Annotated in this window: 14 protein-coding genes; 9 read left to right on the top strand and 5 right to left on the bottom strand. The window is 42.5% G+C overall.

Annotation, left to right across the window (positions count from 1 at the left end):
* Window positions 1–10 precede the first annotated feature (10 nt).
* Together HZF10_RS12640 and HZF10_RS12635 are read left to right on the top strand one after the other, a co-directional pair.
* Window positions 11–1207, top strand: a complete 1197-nt coding sequence (locus HZF10_RS12640) for a DUF4249 domain-containing protein (protein WP_176006583.1) — start codon at window positions 11–13, stop codon at window positions 1205–1207.
* A 61-nt stretch (window positions 1208–1268) separates the two neighbouring features.
* Complete coding sequence (locus HZF10_RS12635) at window positions 1269–2918, top strand: hypothetical protein (RefSeq protein WP_176006582.1); 1650 nt, start codon at window positions 1269–1271, stop codon at window positions 2916–2918.
* Here HZF10_RS12635 and HZF10_RS12630 read toward each other — a convergent pair whose 3' ends face one another.
* Window positions 2919–3521: a CDP-alcohol phosphatidyltransferase family protein gene (locus tag HZF10_RS12630; RefSeq protein ID WP_176006581.1), complete on the bottom strand. Its 603-nt coding sequence runs from the start codon at window positions 3519–3521 to the stop codon at window positions 2919–2921.
* Between the two features lie 10 nt (window positions 3522–3531).
* Complete coding sequence (locus tag HZF10_RS12625) at window positions 3532–4113, bottom strand: hypothetical protein (RefSeq protein WP_176006580.1); 582 nt, start codon at window positions 4111–4113, stop codon at window positions 3532–3534.
* A gap of 83 nt (window positions 4114–4196) precedes the next feature.
* Between HZF10_RS12625 and HZF10_RS12620 the strand changes: the two genes are divergently transcribed.
* From HZF10_RS12620 to HZF10_RS12595, 6 genes are all read left to right on the top strand, one after another.
* Window positions 4197–5165, top strand: coding sequence for a hypothetical protein (locus tag HZF10_RS12620; protein ID WP_317171626.1), 969 nt, complete (start codon window positions 4197–4199; stop codon window positions 5163–5165).
* Between the two features lie 580 nt (window positions 5166–5745).
* A complete protein-coding gene (locus tag HZF10_RS12615; protein ID WP_176006579.1) occupies window positions 5746–7047 on the top strand; it encodes a Fic family protein in 1302 nt (433 codons plus the stop codon).
* 268 nt (window positions 7048–7315) lie between these two features.
* The gene (locus HZF10_RS12610) at window positions 7316–7741 is read left to right on the top strand and encodes a helix-turn-helix domain-containing protein (protein WP_176006578.1); all 426 of its coding nucleotides are present in this window, start codon (window positions 7316–7318) and stop codon (window positions 7739–7741) included.
* A gap of 127 nt (window positions 7742–7868) precedes the next feature.
* On the top strand, window positions 7869–8609 hold the full coding sequence (locus HZF10_RS12605) for a hypothetical protein (protein WP_176006577.1): 741 nt from the start codon (window positions 7869–7871) through the stop codon (window positions 8607–8609).
* A 298-nt stretch (window positions 8610–8907) separates the two neighbouring features.
* On the top strand, window positions 8908–10443 hold the full coding sequence (locus tag HZF10_RS12600) for an ATP-binding protein (RefSeq protein WP_176006576.1): 1536 nt from the start codon (window positions 8908–8910) through the stop codon (window positions 10441–10443).
* A 90-nt stretch (window positions 10444–10533) separates the two neighbouring features.
* The gene (locus HZF10_RS12595; RefSeq protein ID WP_176006575.1) at window positions 10534–12750 is read left to right on the top strand and encodes an AAA family ATPase; all 2217 of its coding nucleotides are present in this window, start codon (window positions 10534–10536) and stop codon (window positions 12748–12750) included.
* A 150-nt stretch (window positions 12751–12900) separates the two neighbouring features.
* Here HZF10_RS12595 and HZF10_RS12590 read toward each other — a convergent pair whose 3' ends face one another.
* The 3 genes from HZF10_RS12590 to HZF10_RS12580 all read right to left on the bottom strand — a co-directional run bounded on the left by HZF10_RS12590 (window position 12901) and on the right by HZF10_RS12580 (window position 17733).
* Window positions 12901–13209: a hypothetical protein gene (locus HZF10_RS12590; RefSeq protein WP_176006574.1), complete on the bottom strand. Its 309-nt coding sequence runs from the start codon at window positions 13207–13209 to the stop codon at window positions 12901–12903.
* Window positions 13210–13715: 506 nt separating this feature from the next.
* Entirely contained in the window at window positions 13716–15818 is a 2103-nt protein-coding gene (locus HZF10_RS12585; protein WP_176006573.1) for a DUF3858 domain-containing protein, read from the bottom strand.
* A 1-nt stretch (window position 15819) separates the two neighbouring features.
* Window positions 15820–17733: a transglutaminase domain-containing protein gene (locus tag HZF10_RS12580; protein WP_176006572.1), complete on the bottom strand. Its 1914-nt coding sequence runs from the start codon at window positions 17731–17733 to the stop codon at window positions 15820–15822.
* 135 nt (window positions 17734–17868) lie between these two features.
* Here HZF10_RS12580 and HZF10_RS12575 point away from each other — a divergent pair, with 135 nt between their 5' ends.
* The gene (locus HZF10_RS12575; protein ID WP_026707723.1) at window positions 17869–18732 is read left to right on the top strand and encodes a sigma-70 family RNA polymerase sigma factor; all 864 of its coding nucleotides are present in this window, start codon (window positions 17869–17871) and stop codon (window positions 18730–18732) included.
* Window positions 18733–19112: the final 380 nt, after the last annotated feature.

The following is a 19112-nucleotide window of genomic DNA, read 5'->3' as shown; positions in this document are numbered from 1 at the left end:
AAGTGACGATATGAATGCGATGCGTCTTTTGATTTACATCTTCTTATTGGGAACCATAATCGGTTGCACCGAACCGTATGCGTTACAGTCTACGAGGTTTGAAAGCGCGTTGGTCATACAAGCGACGATTACCAACGAAATGAAACAGCATGTGGTCAAGTTATCGCGTACCTATCGCCTTGAAGAAACCGGACCCTCGTTTGAAAGCGGTGCCGACGTGTATCTCGAAGACGATTCGGGAAACGTGATGCCTTTTGAGGAACAGGATGCCGAATATATTTCGGAAAACGCATTCATACCCGATGCGCAGCATAAATACACTTTGCATATCGTGACTTCAGACGGCAATTCGTATTCTTCTACCGCCGAAAAACTGACCACGGCAACTCCCATAGAAAACCTGACACCCGTCGCTATCGGTATCGGGAACGAACAAGGAGTGGAAATCAGGGTGAATACTTACGATCCGACAGGCACTTCAAGATACTATCGATACGAATACGAAGAGGCAGGCCGTTTCAAGGTGCCTTTTTATTCGGAAAGTGAAGTGGTGCTTTTTCCGGACAACAATGACGACGATTCATATCCCGAAATTTTGCTGCTTCCGCGAACCGAAGATGCACGTACTTGCTACCGAAAAGGAAAATCGAACAAAATCCTAGTAACTTCGACCCAACAGCTCAGCGAAGACCGCGTAATCAATTTCCCGATACGCGCTATAGTCGACACGAGTTACATCCTCAATGACCGTTACGGCATCAAGGTGCGCCAATATGTACAGAACCTGGCTTCGTATACATTTTACAAGACGCTCCGCGAATTCTCGTCTACCGGAAATATATTGTCGCAGAACCAACCCGGTTTCTTTTACGGCAACATGCGCAATGATCAACATCCGAACGAGAAAGTGATTGGATACTTCGAAGTTTCATCGGTTTCCGAAAAGGTACTTATGTTCAATTTCAACGACATTTTCCCAAGTACCATTGCACCGCCTTGGCCTTACGAATGCACTTTTTTCACCTACAACCAGAACGTGTTCGCCCCGGGTCCGCTTTTGGCTCTCGACCTGATCAATGATCTGAGTGCCGGAACGATCACGTATTACGAACAGGATAACCAGGGGTTTTATATCATGGTGAGTGACCAGTGTGGCGACTGCCGCGTAACGGGATCGAATGTACAACCCGCGTTTTGGCAAGATTGAGTGAAGAACACAGAAAATCAGACATGACAAAATCATACAACATATCATCAATAAGATCGCTTTGACAAGATTGACCTACATCCGAATAACATTTTTCCTGATCTTTTCGGGATGCATCCAAGCGCAGCAAAACAAAAACGCTTCCGTTTCGTTCACCGAAAAAATCAAGGTACACGTGAATGCATCGGCATTGGTAAGCGGAGAAACGCTTTATTACAAAATGTTCTGCGTTGACCGCGACGGAAAACCGAGCACGTTGAGCCGCATTGCCTATGTCACTTTGGTATCTTCCGACAAGAAAGCGGTGTTTACCCAAAAACTGCTATTGGAAAACGGTTCGGGCGAAGGCGATTTTTTTATTCCCGCATCGCTCGCTTCGGGCATGTACAAACTTATAGGTTATACACGATGGATGGTCGACAAGCCCGCATCTTTGTATTTCCAGACCGATTTAGCGATTGTCGATCCGTTCACGTCTTCGGTTAAAAACGCTTTGAAAAATGTGCCCGTGATGAATCCTACCGCAAGCAAATCGGGCGAAATCACATTAGCCAAAAACGCGTGGACGCAAAGGGAAAAAGTCACGCTCGGCTTAAAGTTGCCAAATGGGAACTATGCGCTTTCAGTGCGCAAAAAAGACACGCTGTCGTCTGTCGTGAAAGCCAATACCGAAATGGCTTCGAACGAATTCAAGCTATCCGAAAAAAACAACCTTCCCGAAGTGCGGGGCGAAATCATCAGCGGAAAAGTGACCTCCAAAAACGCTGAAGCCGTCAATGACATCGTGATAAGCCTTTCGATTCCCGGCAAGAACTTCGCGACCAAAATCGCCAGGACGCGAGCCGACGGAAGTTTTATCTTCACGCTCGAAAACGCCTATCTTCAAAAAGAAGCCGTCGTCCAGATCGTCGGTGACAAAAAAGAAGCTTTCGAAGTTCAACTCGACGGATTGCCGCAGCCCGATTTTTCGACCCTGCAATTCCCTGATTACCCGATCAACGCTTTTGCGAAAAATACGTTGCGCGAACATGCCGTGGCCAGCCAGATTGAAAACGCTTATCATTTGCACAGAAAGGACAGCATTCGGGCTTTCCCGACTTCTAAAGCGTTTTACGAACCGTCGGGAACCGTTTTCGCTTTGGATGCCTACACCCGTTTCCCTACGGTTGCCGAAACGATTACCGAAGTCGTCGAAGAAACGTATTACACCAAAAAAGACGGCAAATACGAACTTCATGTGCGCGAACATCTCGAAGGTTACGATCCGATCGGTGCTTCGCTTGTGATCGTAGACGGCATCTGGCTTCCCGATCCTACCGAACTTTTCGACTATCCGGCCAAAAACATAGAGAAATTCACGATCATTCCGGGTTATTATTATTTGGGATCCGAAGGTTTCAACGGATTGATCAGCGTCGCGACCAAAGACGGCAACTATGAACCAAAGTCGAAAGGCGGGTTCATTTTTAAAGATAAGTTGCCGCGTCCGTTTGCCCCAAAAGAGTATTTCACACAAGATTATTCTGCCAAATCGGATGAGCGAATCCCAGATTATCGCTATCAATTGGCTTGGATTCCGAACCTCGATTCATCCAAAACCGAAGTCTCTTTTTACGCTTCCGATGTGAAAGGCACGTTCGAAGCCGTCGTGGAAGGTGTTTCCCAAGACGGCTTGCCCGTTTTTTCTACAATTGAATTCGAGGTGAAATGATCAGCCGTTGAACAAATCGTTGCGTTTTATGATTTTGCCTTTGCGCAATTGTAAGGCGTGCCACGAACTCGGGACGTCGTGTGTCCAATCGCGCAATAAAAGTATGATCAGATAAACGTCTAGGTGCGCGATGATCCCGACGGTGAACATGATATAAAACGTCGCGCCCGCATATCCGAAACCGATAATCCCGATGAACGCGGCGAACAACGTAATTCCCCAAAGCTTGGACAACAGTGCGTGCGTGCAGGTTTCCTTTCCGAATTTTGCGACGCTGATCACGTAAGTCAAGGCTTCCATCACAAAAATGGTGATGATCGGTATTTTGTGGGACGAGATCAACGCAGGTTCGAGCAGCCACGCACACCATCCGGCGCACACCCAGAAGACGAGGTCGGTCTGGCTGTCCATTCGCCTTAATTTTTCGGATGAGATTCCGGTTTTCCTTGCAATGATACCGTCGAAAATGTCCGACAGTATTCCTAAAGTGATGAAGATGCCGAGCGTGGCACGCAATCCGTCGAACGGGAAATAACACAACGCGATCATGGCCGGTCCGCACAAAAGTCGGAACAACAAAAGAACATACGGTACTTTTTTCATGTCTGTCATTTTACCAATTGCCTTTTTGATACGTCATCCCTTCGAGCTTGATCTTTTTGAAGACCAACGGATTGAAATACGAGCCTTTCTCGATCAGGTAATCTGTTCTTTTTTTACCGAATCCGATGCAATACGTCGTACGCGGATTGTCGTGCAATAGGATGACGTCGCCGTTTTGGTCGACTTTTCCGAACTTGAGCTGGTCCGACCCCGCGTTGATATCCGAATAGAGTTGGATGCGCAACAAATCGCCTTTTAGGTAATAGTATCCGACAACGCCTTTTTCGGGATCGTTGACGTCCTCGATTCTCGGAAAGGCTTTCGTGCCTTGCACCTTTACGCGCCCGTCGGCATAAAACCGCATGTAGCGATCGGGTACTTTGTACGCATCCGAATTCCTGTAATAATTGGCGTCGTGCAGATAATAGATGGCCGTGGTATCGATCAACGACAAATCAGCAAGCGGTTTTACGCGATGGCGATACGGAAAGTCGTAATGCTTCGGCGGACGTGTGTAACCCGCTTGGTTCACGACATAATGCGAACAGGACGCGCACGCCAGGATCGATAAAATTGCAATACCTTTTTTCATGATTTCATTTTTTGTTTGACCCAAAGCTATTGCGATAAAAGCAACCTGATTTGTGCGATTTGTGTTTAAAAAAATATAGATTTGTGAAAATCGCAAATATGAGCCAGCAGGATGTGTTGCTTTCGGTCATCCGGAAAAAGATAAAATCGGGATCGCTTATAGAGGCCGTCGCCGTAGCCTTGGGAATCAGCTATGATGCCGCACACAGGCGGGTTTCATCCAAAAGCAAGTTCTCGATTGAGGAAGCCGTGGTTTTGTGCCGCCATTACAAGATTTCGATAGATGCGATACTTACGGGCTCGAATACGCTTGTTGTCGAAAAAACCAAAGAAATCGAGATTCCCGAAGACATGACGCAGTATTTCAGGCAATCGGCTGATTATTTGCACCGCTATGAAAACCAGGAAAACATCTCGTTGTTTTACGCGGCCAAGGACATTCCGTTGTTTTATATGATTGGCGGCACGCTGTTGTCTAAATTCAAATTGTACGTGTGGATGGAATTGCTCACAGGCGTACAGAAACCGTTCGAAAGTTTCTCGATGCCCGAAAACCTGCAACAGCACATTTCACGCATCAAAACCGCTTACGACCGTGCCGACGTGCATGAAATCTGGAACGACACGACGATAAACAGCACACTTCAGCAGATTTTTTATTTTTTCGAATCGGGCCTTCTTTCCAAAACCAACGCAGAATTATTGTATGAAGACATGCGCGGATTACTGTCTAAAGTCGAAGCCAAATGCGACGAAACCGCTGGAAAGTTCCATCTGTACTTTAATGAGTTGCTCATTTTGAACAACAACGTAATCGTTTCTTCTATTGAAAACAAGACGATGTTCATTCCGTATACGGCTTTGGGGTATTTTATCACAGAAGATGAAGTCACTTGCCAAAAGGCTTTTGATTATTTTTTGAGGCAGATCAAGAGTTCGAAATCTTTGAATTTGTCGGGGACACGCGATCGCAAGATTTTCTTTAATAAAGCGGGGAGGAAGATTGATTTTTATATTAAGAGGCTTAATGATCCGGAGGAGTTGATGTTTTAGAAACATCTAACGTTTCGGTCACGAAAGCTGCGCTTTCGCTCTTTGCTTCGCCTGCCGGCGGGGCCTTCTTTTGTCTGGCAACAAAAGAAGCAAAAATGCCGATGCGCGACCGCTCGGCGACCTGACAGCCCGAAAATCCCGAAGCGAAAAAAACTCGCCGATACCTCTATGGTTAGGGAAACTTTGTTTGGGCTCAAACAGTTTTTCGCTTTTTCGGGATTTTCGGGGCGTCAGGTGCCCGCCTGCGCGTTCATGGCGCCGGAGTTCGGAAGTTTTGATTGATTTTTGGCTTGCGCGCTGCGCCAAAAATGGTACGCTTGGAGGGTTTTGGCCTTGGCATTTTGGTGTGGTGGCCACGAGGGCGTTGCTGAGCATCGGATATTACAGGGAGCAGGCATAGATAGAAACCTTCTCGCGGAAAAGAACCAATACGTCGCACATCGCAGCCACGACCTTGCAACTATTGGAGATAGTTTATACTATCGAAAAAATTCCAAATCAATACTTATGGTGAAGTGCATTTGCATATGATACATAAATATAGTAATTTAGACGTCAAAGTTACTATATTATATATTCCATGAAATTAGAAAGACCTCCAGAATATACGGTTTACGAAGGAATAGTTTCGGATTTCTTCGATAAGAAACATGAGAAGTTCCTAGAAAAATCTGATGAAAGGTACGACTATTGGGACTCATTAAAATACAAAAAGGGACTGCCTTTTCCGGAAGATCTAGTAAAATCATGGAGTCTTGTCAAATTTCACAGAATGGTAAATTACAAGACATTGGACTTTTCCAACACACAATTTCACTATTACATCACCGCTAATATCCAAAAAGACCTCCATGAATTCGATTTGAAGCTGATCGGCGGGTTATACCAAGACCCCATAACAGCATCGGATAAACACGAATACTTGAGGGGTTCCATTTTAGAGGAGGCCATCGCCAGTTCACAGGTGGAAGGGGCCGCAACCACGACAAAAGTCGCTTTTGAAATGCTGAAGTCGGAAAGAAGTCCTCGGAACGAATCAGAACAAATGATATTCAACAACCTAAGAAGCATCCAATTCATCACCGGAGAAACTGGGCGTCAACTTGATTTTGAGTTCATAGTAGAAATACATAAAATAATGACCGCCAAGACTTCCGCCGAATACTGTTCAGGAGGATTCAGGACAAGCCAGATATTTGTTACGGACCATGTAGATGGTGAAATAGCCCATACACCACCCGCCGCTGACAAACTTGAAGGCTTTATGCAGGATTTGTGTGATTTTGCCAATTCGGAAAAACAGTTCATACACCCAATAGTAAAGGCGTCGATCATTCATTTCATGTTTGGCTTCATACACCCGTTCATGGACGGGAACGGAAGAACCGCCAGAGCACTTTTTTATTGGTATCTATTGAAAAAAGACTACTCTTTAATTAAGAACATATCCATATCCAGAGCTATATTGAACTCGAGGATCCAATATGACAAAGCGTTCTTAATGGCCGAATACGACGGTTTCGATTTAACATACTTCATAAATTATTCCGTTAGGAATTTAAGAATAGCATTTCAGAACCTAATAAAATATCGGGACAAGAAAAAAGAAGAGTCAGATAAAGCCAATCTGATAGCCTATAAACTTCTGAATAAGGGACTCAACAAAAGGCAGGCCGACCTTGTAGGTTATCTGTATCACAAGAACAACCCTAAAGTCAACATCGGCAATTATTCACTAAGGCACGATGTCGTCAGGCTCACGGCCAGGAGGGACATAAACGACCTTATTAAAAAAGGATTGGTTGTAGAGGAAAAAATAGGCCGGGACGTCATGATCCATATAAAATCGAAAGACGCGGTCGAAGCTTATGCCAATAAGTAAACGCTGGTATTCCGGAGATATCTACAAGGAAAATTTGTGACATTTTTTTCTGACGCATTTTTTTGTCACAAAAATAATTTGCCCGGAAATGGACTGCTGTGGAAACAGCGGTTATTGCTGTAGCATTTTTATTCATCGCGAAAAAATTGCTACGAAAATGTAGCCATTTTATTTATGCGGAATTTTTTGCTACACCCCGATGTTGGTAACTTACCGACGAACCCATTTGCCAAAATCTTTATATTTACGCAAACAAACACTTTTCACCATGGAAACTCCTTCTAAATCGCATATCGGACGTAAAATTTCGCGCATACGGGAACTGCGCGGCATGAAGCAGGAAGCGTTGGCGCAGGCTTTGGGCGTAAGCCAGCAAACCGTTAGTACTTTGGAGAACAGCGAGGAGATCGATGAGAAGCGTTTGAAGGACGTCGCGGAGGCGCTCGGCATTAGTGCGGAGGGAATTCGCAATTTTAGCGAAGAAGCGGTTATAAATTACTTCAACAGCTTTAACGATGCCGACTTCAGCAACAGCCAAGGTGTTAGCTTTGGGAACTTCGGCCCGAGCCACTGTACGTTCAATCCTTTGGATAAGTTGGTGGAGGTTTATGAGGAGAATAAGAGGTTGTATGAGCGGTTGTTGGAGAGTGAGAAGGAGAAGGTTAGGTATTTGGAGAAAATGATGGATAAGTAGAAAATCCGACAGAAGTCTTTTCGTTTGTGTTTTTGCATTTATAAACGATAATTAGACGGTTATTAGCTCAATACGTCACGAAATTATGCAGCTATAAGTAAGTTAGGGGGAAGCTTTAAAAGACGATATGGGAAAAAAATCGAATTTTTTCAAGATATTGAAATCCAGGATTGATGGTTTAAGAATAGAACTGAAAATTCTTGCAATTATAACCTTTACCTCTATTTTATTATATGAATTTTGGTTAAATAAAATTCCAGCTGCTAACTCCTTCTTTTATGATTTCGGAATAGTATGCCTCAAGCTCTCTTACTCATATATCTCCGCATTTATTTTCTACTTTCTAGTCGTTTACGCACCAAAAGAGCGCAAAAAAGTTCGAGCATTAAGATTTTTAAACAATAAAATTCATGTCATGAAAAATTTGACTGCTCTGATGATCCAAAGAATTTGTGACGAATCGGGAAATCCAATTAACAATCCCGACAATTTAAGCCTTGAGGAAATTAAAAGATATTGCGAATCAATTTCTATTAATCATCCTATAAGGAATATTAGAACTGGAGAAATTGTTCATCCAAATATGTATGAATATATTCAGGAAAAATCACAAAAAATTAAAACTAGCCTGGATCAACTTATTTCACTACACGAACTCTTAGATGATGAATTATTTCATCGATTTTCAAATATGAGCGACATCATTGCTCGGGAATTGACTTTTGAAATTTATGGAATGAACATTCCAAACCTTAAATTTCTGGGTGAAGGATTGTACAATCTAAATTGCGAAAAAAAGAAAATGTACACTTACTTTAATTCAAAATATTATCCGCGATATTATTTCCAATATTTACTAAAAAATTAAGCCTTCCCCTAACAGCGGCTTCCCGCCATGGCAGCGGGCTGAGGCAATACGAAAATCGATTTTTTAAGCCGCAAAACATTGAATTTTGCTACCTTTCGTCTCGGTGGAGAGATTCCTCTCCGTAAGGCTGCCACGATCGGGAAGCCACCGAACGTAACCCGAAATTGCATAAATTCTTAAATTAACAATAACGAATGTAATCATGACTTGCTAGAGATTGCAAAAATAATCTTGTCGGAATTAGCGATAATCGTCTTAAATTGTAATTTTATTAAATTACTCTCCAACAGATAGTTGTATGGCACTAAGAAAAATTAATCCAAACTCTGACCATGGCTATATTGATGGCATGAATATTTCGCTTCCGCAAAATTTCACTAATTTTCTTACTGATATTAGGCTTTTTCCTTTTCGGCATATTGATGAGCTATACATGGAATTCCAACATCCAATTAGTGTGATTTCAGGTACAAATCGATCAGGTAAATCAACAATATTAATGGCAATCGCATGTAGTCATCTCAATTTCGAAAAAAGAAATGTTCAAAATGGTAAATTAGAACGGCACACTTGGAGTTCTTTAATGCATTTTACCGACCATGATACACAAAGCCGTGATTGGACATATTTCATTTCTTATCGATGGGGAACAACAACTGAAACAAAACGAGGACAACGAAAAGCTGCCACAAACAAATGGAATGGTATAGGTAAAAAAGAAAGTCAATTTTCTCGACAAGTTGTGTTTATTGATTTGGATCGAGTGATGCCCGCTAGAAATTTTAGCAGAACACTTTTTCACCGTGCAAGACGAGCTACAACTTCTGGAATTTCGGCTTTAAATGTGGTCAGAATTGAAAAGTATATGTCATACATACTTGAAGAAAATTTCAGTATCCACAAACTGGCGAACTATATAGACAAAGATATCTTTAGTTATAATAATTCAAACGAATACTCTAGCTACAACGCGGCAACTGGCGAAGAAGTATTATTAAAAATCATTATTGATTTGGTTGACGCTCAATCAAACTCATTGATATTAATAGATGAAATCGAAATCGGATTACACCCAAAAATTCAAAGACGCTTGATGGATGTGTTGTATCATGTTTGTAGGACAGATAAAAAACAGTTAATATTAACTTCGCATTCCCCTTCAATCCTGTCTTCGGTACCAAATAATGCCCGGAATTTTATCCAAAAACTTCCCAACGGATCGTATCAATCGCTTACAAATATCAGTGTGAATGCTTGTTTATCAAAAATGGATTCAAAAGCTTATCCATTATTTGATTTGTATTGTGAAGATACAGAGGCTAAAAAAATAATCTCCAAAGCAATTTCTAATATTCAACGAAATCAAAATATTTCAAACTTTTCCGACCTAATTAACCTCATTGTTGTTGGTGACGCTGAAAAAACATATAATTATTATACCGCACATAAAAATACATATCCCAACAAACGGATTAAGACTGGCTATGCTTGCATTTTGGATGGTGACCAGCGCGCTACGACATCTGGCGGTGCTTTGACATATCCACCAGAAGATACTCTGCATTTTATCTATTCTAACCATAGCCCTGAAAGATTTTTAGTTCAGGCTTATCTTAATCAAAATCCAAACACGACACTTGAATACCATGTCCAAAATTCTAATGTTCATAGTCTTTTCACTAAAATGGTAGAGGAATCAGTTTGTATTTCAAGAGAGGAAGCGTTTGAAGTTTGTTGGGCGATTTTTTTTGCAACACCAGATGGACAAGCATATTTTCAAACTCTCCAAGATTTCATTTTAGAAATGGTTGAAAAATATTCAACAGAATTATAAATCAACTCCCCACAACAGCTGCTAAAAAACGAAATGGCAGGCTTCCGGTAATTTAACGCCAAATAAGGCTGCTTATAAAAACGTTGTGAAATGATTACAAAAATTCATCTAAATAAGGTTGCAAGTTATACAACATCAGCAACATTAGAGACTGACAAGAAGGTAAATCTCATTTATGGCTTAAATGGAACTGGGAAAAGTACATTTTCAAATTACTTACATAAGAAAATGGATGATAGGTATAAATGTTGTTCAATCGAAGGGTTGACCGACGACCATGATCTTCTTGTGTATAATCAAAGTTTCATTCAAGAGAATTTTTTCGAGGATGATAGCTTAAAGGGTATTTTCACTCTTTCAAAAGAAAATAAAGAAGCGGAGACGAAAATTGCAAATGCTCTAGAAGAAATTAAAAAACTTCAAAGCAATAGAGATATTAAAGCTAAAGAACTTGATACTGAAAAAAAAAGCTTAAATAAGAAATTAGATATAGCGAAGGAGACTCTGTGGAAAATAAAAACTGATTATAGTGGTGGCGACCGCGTTTTAGAATTTTGTCTGGATGGTTATAAAGGTTCCAAAGACAACCTATTTAATCATGTGATTGCGCTACCAAAGCCATCTGTGAAGCCGTTAAAAAATATAAGCGATTTAAAAAATGACTTACAATCGATTTCTGGTGACAACGCTGAAAAATATATAGAGTTGTTACATATAGATTTCTCTTATCAAAATACCCAAACTAAAAATTTGCTTGATAAGCAAATTGTCGGAAACGAACACAGTAGTGTTTCTCAATTGATTAAGCATCTTGGTAATTCCGATTGGGTAAAGCAAGGCCTGCAATATATTCCACAAGAAACAGAAAATTCGACGTGTCCGTTCTGTCAAGAAGACACGATATCGAAGGCATTACTAGATAGTATTAGAGATTATTTCGACGCTTCCTACGAAGCCGATATTACGGCTTTGAAAGAGTTTCTAAAGGTATATTCGGATGGGATTCAAAACCTTCCAAGTAAATCTGTCTTAGAATCAAATCCTAGGCTTGAGGACTATAGAAGAGATTTCGAAATCAAATTTGCTGCGTTTACAAAAGTTTTAGAGAACAATAAAAAACTAATAGAAGAAAAAATCAAAACGCCAAGCGTTTCAATTTCTCTAGCGGATTCATCTAAATTACTCGAGGAACTAAACGAGATAATTGGTAGAATCAATTTATCTATTCGCGAACATAACAAAAACATAGATCAAAAAGACATTGTGAAGAGTAATATCAAAAAAGTCTTTTGGGATATTATGCGTTGGGATTATGATCAAACCGTAAGTTCTATTAATGCCGACAAATCGACGTCCCAAATCAAAATACATTCGTTAGAGACGTCTTTAAAAGTCAATTCCGAGAGTATTGCAACTCAACACGCAATTATATCCGAAGAGCAGAAACAAACGGTAAATATTGAGAGTGCTATTGAAAAAATTAGGAATGGCTTAAATGATCTAGGAATTACAGACTTCGAAATTAAAAAGCACTCTGAAAATCTATACAAAATCGTCCGACGGGAAAACGAAGACAAGGTCTTTCATTCGTTGAGCGAAGGTGAAAAAATGATTATCAGTTTCCTTTATTTTCTCGAATTGTGCAGGGGTAAAAAGGAAGCTACAGATGCTGGAAAACGGAAAGTTGTTGTTATTGACGACCCCATTTCTAGCTTATCACATATCTATGTTTTTAATATTGGCAGGCTAATTAAGAATGAATTTTTGGGAAAGAAAAAAACTTCTACGGATAAAGAAACTGGTGAGCAGAAAATAGAGTTGGAATATAATTACGAGCAAGTATTTATCCTCACACATAGCTTATACTTTTTCTACGAGATGACTGAGACAAATCATGATTTCAGAAAAGAGAGTCAGAATCTATTCCGACTTATAAAAAATGAAAATGGCAGTAGGTTTATCCCCATGAAGTATGAGGAAGTCCAAAATGATTATCAAGCTTATTGGTTTATTATAAAAGACGAAGAGCAGCATCCTTCCCTGATAGCTAATTGCATGAGAAATATTATTGAGTATTTTTTTAATTTCGTAGAGAAAAAAGACTTAAATAATTATTTTCAACAGGAACCTTTAAAAGCAAATAAATTTCAAGCTTTTTACCGATATATAAATAGGGAATCTCATTCTCTAGGGCAAAATATTTTCGATATTAAAGAATTTAATTATCAAGATTTTAGGGATGCATTTAGAGAGCTCTTTAAAGTTTCTGGTTATGAAGAGCATTATAAAAAAATGATTAGAAAATAAGCATATTGTCTTACAGCGATTAACTCCAATGCTGTTTACAGTAAAAAGCCAATCCAATTCCCTAATTTCACATATAAAAGAATTTTCTCGGAAAGCCATAGATTAGCGAACTCACACCGGCCGAAATAGCGACGAATACAATCTGAAACCCTACCTTCCCTTCCAAACCCGCTTCCCCTTCCCAACCAAAACCGTAAACAACGCCTTATCGGCATCCACGGAGAACTTTAAATTCGGTACATAAGTACAAAGCTTGTTGAGCTGCACGGCCATTTGTTTGTCGGGCACGGTGACGGTAATCAAATCCCACTCAAGCAAACGTTCGAGGTCTTCAGGCTTAGGGTAGATCCCCAGGGCGTCGAGGATGTGTTTGATCTTTTGGGCATTGAGGCGGGCGATGGCTTCGTCGAGCGGCGCGAGTTGCTGCGACAAGGCTTCGGGGAGTTCGATCTTCGGCATGAGATTTCGGTTCAAGGAGTTTCCTAAAGATACGGTATTGCGGCCTTGCCCGCACCAACCCGCCGCCAAACCGCACCCAAAGGCACGGATAAAGTATCAACCGTGCAAGTCACCCCCCCAGCCACCCAAATAAACTCCCTCGTGAACCCAAACCCAAAATGTCAAGGCCCTCACTTCCCCGCGGACCATTTTTGGCGCAGCGCGCAAGCCAAAAATCAAACAAACACTTCCGCTTCCCCGCGCCATGAGCGCGCAGGCGGGCACCTGACTTGCCGAAGATTCGGAAAAAACGAAAAGCTGTCTGAGCCGCAGGCGAGTTCTTTTCGTTTCCGAATCAAGGCAATGTCAGGTCGCCTGTGCGGTCGCGCAAAAGGCATTTTTGTTTCTTTTGTTGCCAGACAAAAGAAAGCCCCGCCGGCAGGCGAAACCTTCCAGCAAGCGAAGCTTGCGCAAAAAAAAGGATGAAACGCAAGTTTCATCCTCTATAATCAAGCAAATAGAAAAAGTTACGCTTTCTTCAAAAGTACCTTCTCCTGCGTAAACTGATACGCCGCCTCCAAAAAATCCATCATCTTCGGCCAATTGCCGTTGGGCTCGTAATAATTCGTATAATACTTGTTCGTCCTGATTACAAGTTTGTTTCCTTCCACTTTAGCCGTACTCGTAAAACCACCCGTCGGGTTGGTCACGTTCTTATTGAGCTTCTCGATTCCGGTAACGGTATAGCCCGCCGGGATTTCGAGCGCGATCTCATTTTCGAAACTGCGCGGGAACGGCATAAAAACGTCGAGCTTGCGGTCTTTTTCCTTTTGGTTGATCTCGATTTGGCCCGTAAGGATTTTCCCGATTTCGACGATGTAATTATTGCCCGCTTTCTTGACGAAATTGTTCTCGATATCGAAATCCTCATTGATCACGAACGGCTCGTTACGCCCGAACCTTCCGGTATTTTTGACCGTATATTCGTATTTCTCGATCTTGAGGTCGTACTCGTCCGAAATGCTTTTCTTGAGGTTTTCGCGTTGCTTGTCCTTGTATTTGTTGATGAGTGCTTCGTATTCCTTTTTGTACTGCTCGCGTTTCTTGTCGCGCTTTACACGTTCAAGTACCGACTCGGTCTCGAACTTCTTGTAGTCTTCATCGACATAATCGTAAAAATACAGGCGATTGCTTTGCTCATCTTCCTTCAGATGCCCTGAAAAAGCAGATTCGCGTTTCACTTTCAATCCTGTCATCCCTGAATCCATCGTCACATTCGACACGACTTTGGAATGATTGTCCTGGAACGTAGACGACGGAAGACGCACTTTTTCCACATCGGTCACACGTTTGCGTTTGAAAACGTTTAATACGTAAGCATCGGTATTTTCAAGTTCCGACGCGATTTGGTCGGCATTCGTGAACGGAGAGAAATACTTGAGGTAAACCGGCTCCGGAGTCGTATTCACGCGCAACATCACGTCGAGGTTCGGCCCTAAAAGCACATCGTCGAGCGGACCGTTGTAGCGAGCCGTGGCCACGACGATATCGTAATCGATCTTATTATCCTTCAAAAACGCCATGAAGTGGTTGATGAACTCGGTCTCGTTGTCGAGGAAAATCGGATTCTTGTACAACTCGAACGGATTGAAGATTTTCGCCTCGTTTATCGCAAACGCCTCAATGAATTGCGTATAATAGAAATGGCGCGTGAAATAATACACCTGACGCACTTTGTCGGCATCGTCGGCGAACGTCTTTTTCTTGAGGAATTTCTCGATGTGCTGCATGTCGCCGAACGGACGGTACTTTTCCTCGAAAGAGAACATCATATCGTCTTTAGTGAATTTTTTCTTGACTTTTCCGTTGGCCACTTCCTTGTCGGGCTTACCGAAAGGTTTTGTGCTCACCTGCCATTTGTAGCTAGGCAACGCCACAAGCGGATACAACCAGCGTTGGGTTTCGTTCTTAGGGACGTCTTTCGCACGGATTTCCAAACGTCGGTCGCCTTTGCGTCCCGGAGGCAAATCTGAAAATTCGGGTGCGCCGTTGAACGAATTGAGGTTGATGAACAACTTTTTGTCGAGCTGTAATTCCACACGCAACGCCAACGTTGGATACCCGCCCGAAAGCGTCGATTCCTGGGTATCGAAAATCGAATTCACGTCGTTGATGATCGCGTAGAAATAGTAATCGATGATATCGCCGACCTCGAGGTTTGCGATCGCAAGTTTCCGGTCGTCGTCTACTTGGCGCGCCTCTTTTTGGGTGTCGATGATGATTTCCTTTCCGTCGGGTTTGATAATCTTGATGCCGAGCATGTTGTTGTTCACGCTACGGCTTCGGCTCGAAAGCTCTTTATACGAAAATTCCGAAAACTCGGTCACGGCCGCCGCATCCTGAAGTTTGATGCGCTTGCGGAAACCCTGCTTCGGGTAAAACATCGGATAATAAAAATAATCGTACTCATACAGCACGACAGCCGATTCGTTCTTGTATTTGTCGGGAACGGCTGTCGCATCGCTGCCTTCGTCTTTGGTCTCCCAAAACATTTTGCGGACTTCCTCCATATCCTGGGCGAACGTAAATCCGACCGTCAAAAATAAAACAGCAGTAAAAATCTTCTTCATATTACGATTTTGAAAGGACAATTTGTTGGTTATAAATGGTGTTCAGGTTTTTGATGAAATCGTTCCAGGCCGTGAATTCCGTGGTCTTGATCACGCCGTTTTTGAATACGAAATTCTTCTTGCAGATGATTTCCTTCGGGGTTTGCGTAAAAGTGATCGCGACGTCGTAATCTTTACCAGACACGTTGATGTTTTCGGGCAATTTGGTCACTTTGTAACCTGCGGGAATCTGCAAGGTCACCGACGACAGGTAATCGCTTTTATAATCGAACTCGTAATCGGTTTTGCGCTCCTTGAAATCGAAGTCGTTGAATTCTTTCATGAAGTCGATGTCTACGTAAATTTCGCCGTCGAAGCTAGAAACCTTGTTGTTTACCGCGACGTCATAGTCCAGTTTAAGTTGCTGCTCGCGGTTTTTGAGGTCGGACGTCACGACATTGCTCACCTGAATGTTCTTGTTGCGCAACGACAGATAGTTCTGCAACGCGTCCTGTTTGCGTTCCTGTCCGAATCGGTTGTATCCGTAAAGGAATTCGGCGCAACTTTCACCCATGAACGTTTTGGTGCACTTTCCTTTCAGGGTTTCATTGTCGATGGCCAGACGGATCGCATACGTTTCTTTGTTCACCTCGGTATTCGACGTCGGGATCTTGTCGATGATGAACTTGTCGCCGTCCTCGATCATGACTTCCTTGCCCTGGATGCGTTCGGCATTGACGCCCAAAGCCCCGAATTTCTCGGTTCCGTCAAGGTAGAATTTCTTGCCTTTGTAAAGCAGCGTGCAAATCATGTGGTTGTCGACGGCCAAAGACGGAACGGTGTAATCGTACGAAATGTGCTTCGTGCCGATCCACGTCAAACGCGCATCGAAACCGGCCGCTTTAAGCATTTGCTTGATCAGGTTTGCCATGCCTTTACAGTCGCCATAACGTTTGGTGAACACGTTTTGGGACTCGTCGGGCTTGAAACCTGCGATTCCGTCCTCGAACGCGATGTATCGGATGTTATCCTGGACCCAATAATAGATGTTCTTGATTTTTTCCTCGTCGGATTTTGCCGCAGCGGTAAGCTCGTCCACTTTCGCTTTGAATGCCGACGGATCGTCTTCCATCATATCGACAAGCGATTTGTACCATTTGTACAGGTCGGCAGAATCGGTGAAAAGGCGGTTTTCCTTCCCATCTTTCGTATACGATTTGGCCAAAACCAAAATGTGCGGATACACATAGGTGCGTCCGGGCGCGTTCTCGTCTTTGTAAAATGCAGGTGCGTTCTTGAGTTCATAGGTAAAAACGGTTTCGCCGTCCGAATTCACCGTTTGGTTTTTGGAAATAGAATATCCCGAAAAATTGAATTCGCGCAACTCGACATTGAGCCATTTGGGAACGGCTATCGAAATTTTCTTGTTGATGACCGGATATTCATCGTTGAAATAAAGCGAAGTGAAATACTTCACATCATTATAACTCTTGTCAAGCTCGTAGTTATACGTGTAACCCTGAACCGGAAAATCGACGGCCATGTGTTTGACGCGCGCATCGTTATAAAACAGGTCACTGTCTTTATAAAATTCGTCCTGAACCATGAAATTCGCCTTTTTATCGTTGCGGAATTTGAGGCTGAACTGCTCGATTTTCGATTCGCTGTCGTAAAATTCGTATTTGTGGATGTCTGCGCGATGGTTGATGTTCATGAGTTTTTCGCGGATTTTGTTCGAAACGGTCACTTTTGATCCGTCTTTACTGATTCCGAAAGAAACCATGTCGCTGCTTTCGAGAATCGCGACATCTTCCTTGCCGTATTGCTCGCGCAGCTTTTTTGCCAATTGCACATCTTCATCTGTCGGGTCGATGCCTCTTTGGGCCGACGCGATTCCCACCGTCAGAATCAACAAAAAATGGATAAGGGTTTTCATTGAAAAAATTTTGCGGAAATATAGTAAAATCGCGAACTGATTTATAATCGGGAATTTTTTTTTTGAAGGTTTGTAACTTTTTGTCACAACCAACCGTATAAGTAACGTATCTTCTTAAAAAAAGGGAATCATTTCATGAGACAACTTAAAATTACGAAGCAGGTAACCAACAGGGAAACGGCTTCACTAGACAAGTACCTACAGGAAATCGGGAAAGTCGACCTTATCACCGCCGACGAAGAGGTGGAACTCGCACAAAAAATCAAAGCCGGAGACCAAAGAGCACTAGAAAAACTGACGAAAGCCAACTTGCGTTTCGTGGTTTCCGTAGCAAAACAATACCAGAACCAAGGTTTGACGCTTCCAGATTTGATCAACGAAGGAAATCTTGGCCTTATCAAAGCCGCGCAACGTTTCGACGAGACGCGTGGTTTCAAGTTCATCTCTTACGCCGTTTGGTGGATCCGTCAGTCGATTCTCCAGGCGTTGGCAGAACAGTCGCGTATCGTTCGTCTTCCGTTGAACAAAATCGGATCGATCAACAAGATTAACAAGATGTACGCTTTGCTCGAGCAATCGAACGAACGTCCGCCAAGTGCAGAAGAAATCGCGAAAGAGCTCGACATGACCGTAAACGATGTAAAGGAGTCGATGAAAAATTCAGGACGTCACCTTTCTATGGACGCGCCTTTGGTTGAAGGTGAAGATTCGAACCTGTACGACGTTTTGCGTTCGGGCGAATCTCCGAACCCGGATCGCGAATTGATCCACGAATCGCTTCGCACCGAAATCGAACGTTCATTGGAAACTTTGACGCCTCGTGAAGCTGACGTTGTCCGTCTTTATTTCGGACTCGGTGACCAACATCCGATGACGCTCGAAGAAATTGGCGAGACTTTTGATTTGACTCGTGAACGCGTGCGTCAGATCAAGGAAAAAGCGATCCGCAGATTGAAGCACACTTCAAGAAGTAAGATTTTAAAGACATATTTGGGGTAATTGAAATCCTGAAAAAGTTAATTTTAATCTTGAAACTTGAAATTCCAAAATAATTAGTATGTTTGGAAATGAAACAATGACAAATCCCCTAAGGGCTTTAATAGCAACAACAGTCTGATTAACTGTTCGTTTTTTGATTGATGATTGAAACTCCGGCTGATTACCGGAGTTTTTTATTTTTATCCCGATAAAAAACTCCGGTCTGTTCGCGCCTTGCGCTCGGGTTTCCGGAGTTTTTTATTTTTATCCCGATAAAAAACTCCGGTCTGTTCGCGCCTTGCGCTCGGGTTTAGCTTTGCTCAGTTCGCCTTTCAGTCTCGTGTCCGGAGTTTTTTATTTTTATAGCTCGTCGGGCTCATAACCCGAAAGTCATTCCGACG

The organism is Flavobacterium agri, assembly GCF_013401995.1.
GTDB lineage: Bacteria > Bacteroidota > Bacteroidia > Flavobacteriales > Flavobacteriaceae > Flavobacterium > Flavobacterium agri.
This window is presented reverse-complemented; position numbering and strand designations above follow the sequence as displayed.

Bases quoted from the DNA above. Each gene is read 5' to 3' on its own strand.
- HZF10_RS12640 (WP_176006583.1), top strand. From the start codon at position 11: ATGAATGCGATGCGTCTTTTGATTTACATCTTCTTATTGGGAACCATA.
- HZF10_RS12630 (WP_176006581.1), bottom strand. From the start codon at position 3,521: ATGAAAAAAGTACCGTATGTTCTTTTGTTGTTCCGACTTTTGTGCGGA.
- HZF10_RS12625 (WP_176006580.1), bottom strand. From the start codon at position 4,113: ATGAAAAAAGGTATTGCAATTTTATCGATCCTGGCGTGCGCGTCCTGT.
- HZF10_RS12615 (WP_176006579.1), top strand. From the start codon at position 5,746: ATGAAATTAGAAAGACCTCCAGAATATACGGTTTACGAAGGAATAGTT.
- HZF10_RS12610 (WP_176006578.1), top strand. From the start codon at position 7,316: ATGGAAACTCCTTCTAAATCGCATATCGGACGTAAAATTTCGCGCATA.
- HZF10_RS12605 (WP_176006577.1), top strand. From the start codon at position 7,869: ATGGGAAAAAAATCGAATTTTTTCAAGATATTGAAATCCAGGATTGAT.
- HZF10_RS12600 (WP_176006576.1), top strand. From the start codon at position 8,908: ATGGCACTAAGAAAAATTAATCCAAACTCTGACCATGGCTATATTGAT.
- HZF10_RS12595 (WP_176006575.1), top strand. From the start codon at position 10,534: ATGATTACAAAAATTCATCTAAATAAGGTTGCAAGTTATACAACATCA.
- HZF10_RS12590 (WP_176006574.1), bottom strand. From the start codon at position 13,209: ATGCCGAAGATCGAACTCCCCGAAGCCTTGTCGCAGCAACTCGCGCCG.
- HZF10_RS12585 (WP_176006573.1), bottom strand. From the start codon at position 15,818: ATGAAGAAGATTTTTACTGCTGTTTTATTTTTGACGGTCGGATTTACG.
- HZF10_RS12580 (WP_176006572.1), bottom strand. From the start codon at position 17,733: ATGAAAACCCTTATCCATTTTTTGTTGATTCTGACGGTGGGAATCGCG.
- HZF10_RS12575 (WP_026707723.1), top strand. From the start codon at position 17,869: ATGAGACAACTTAAAATTACGAAGCAGGTAACCAACAGGGAAACGGCT.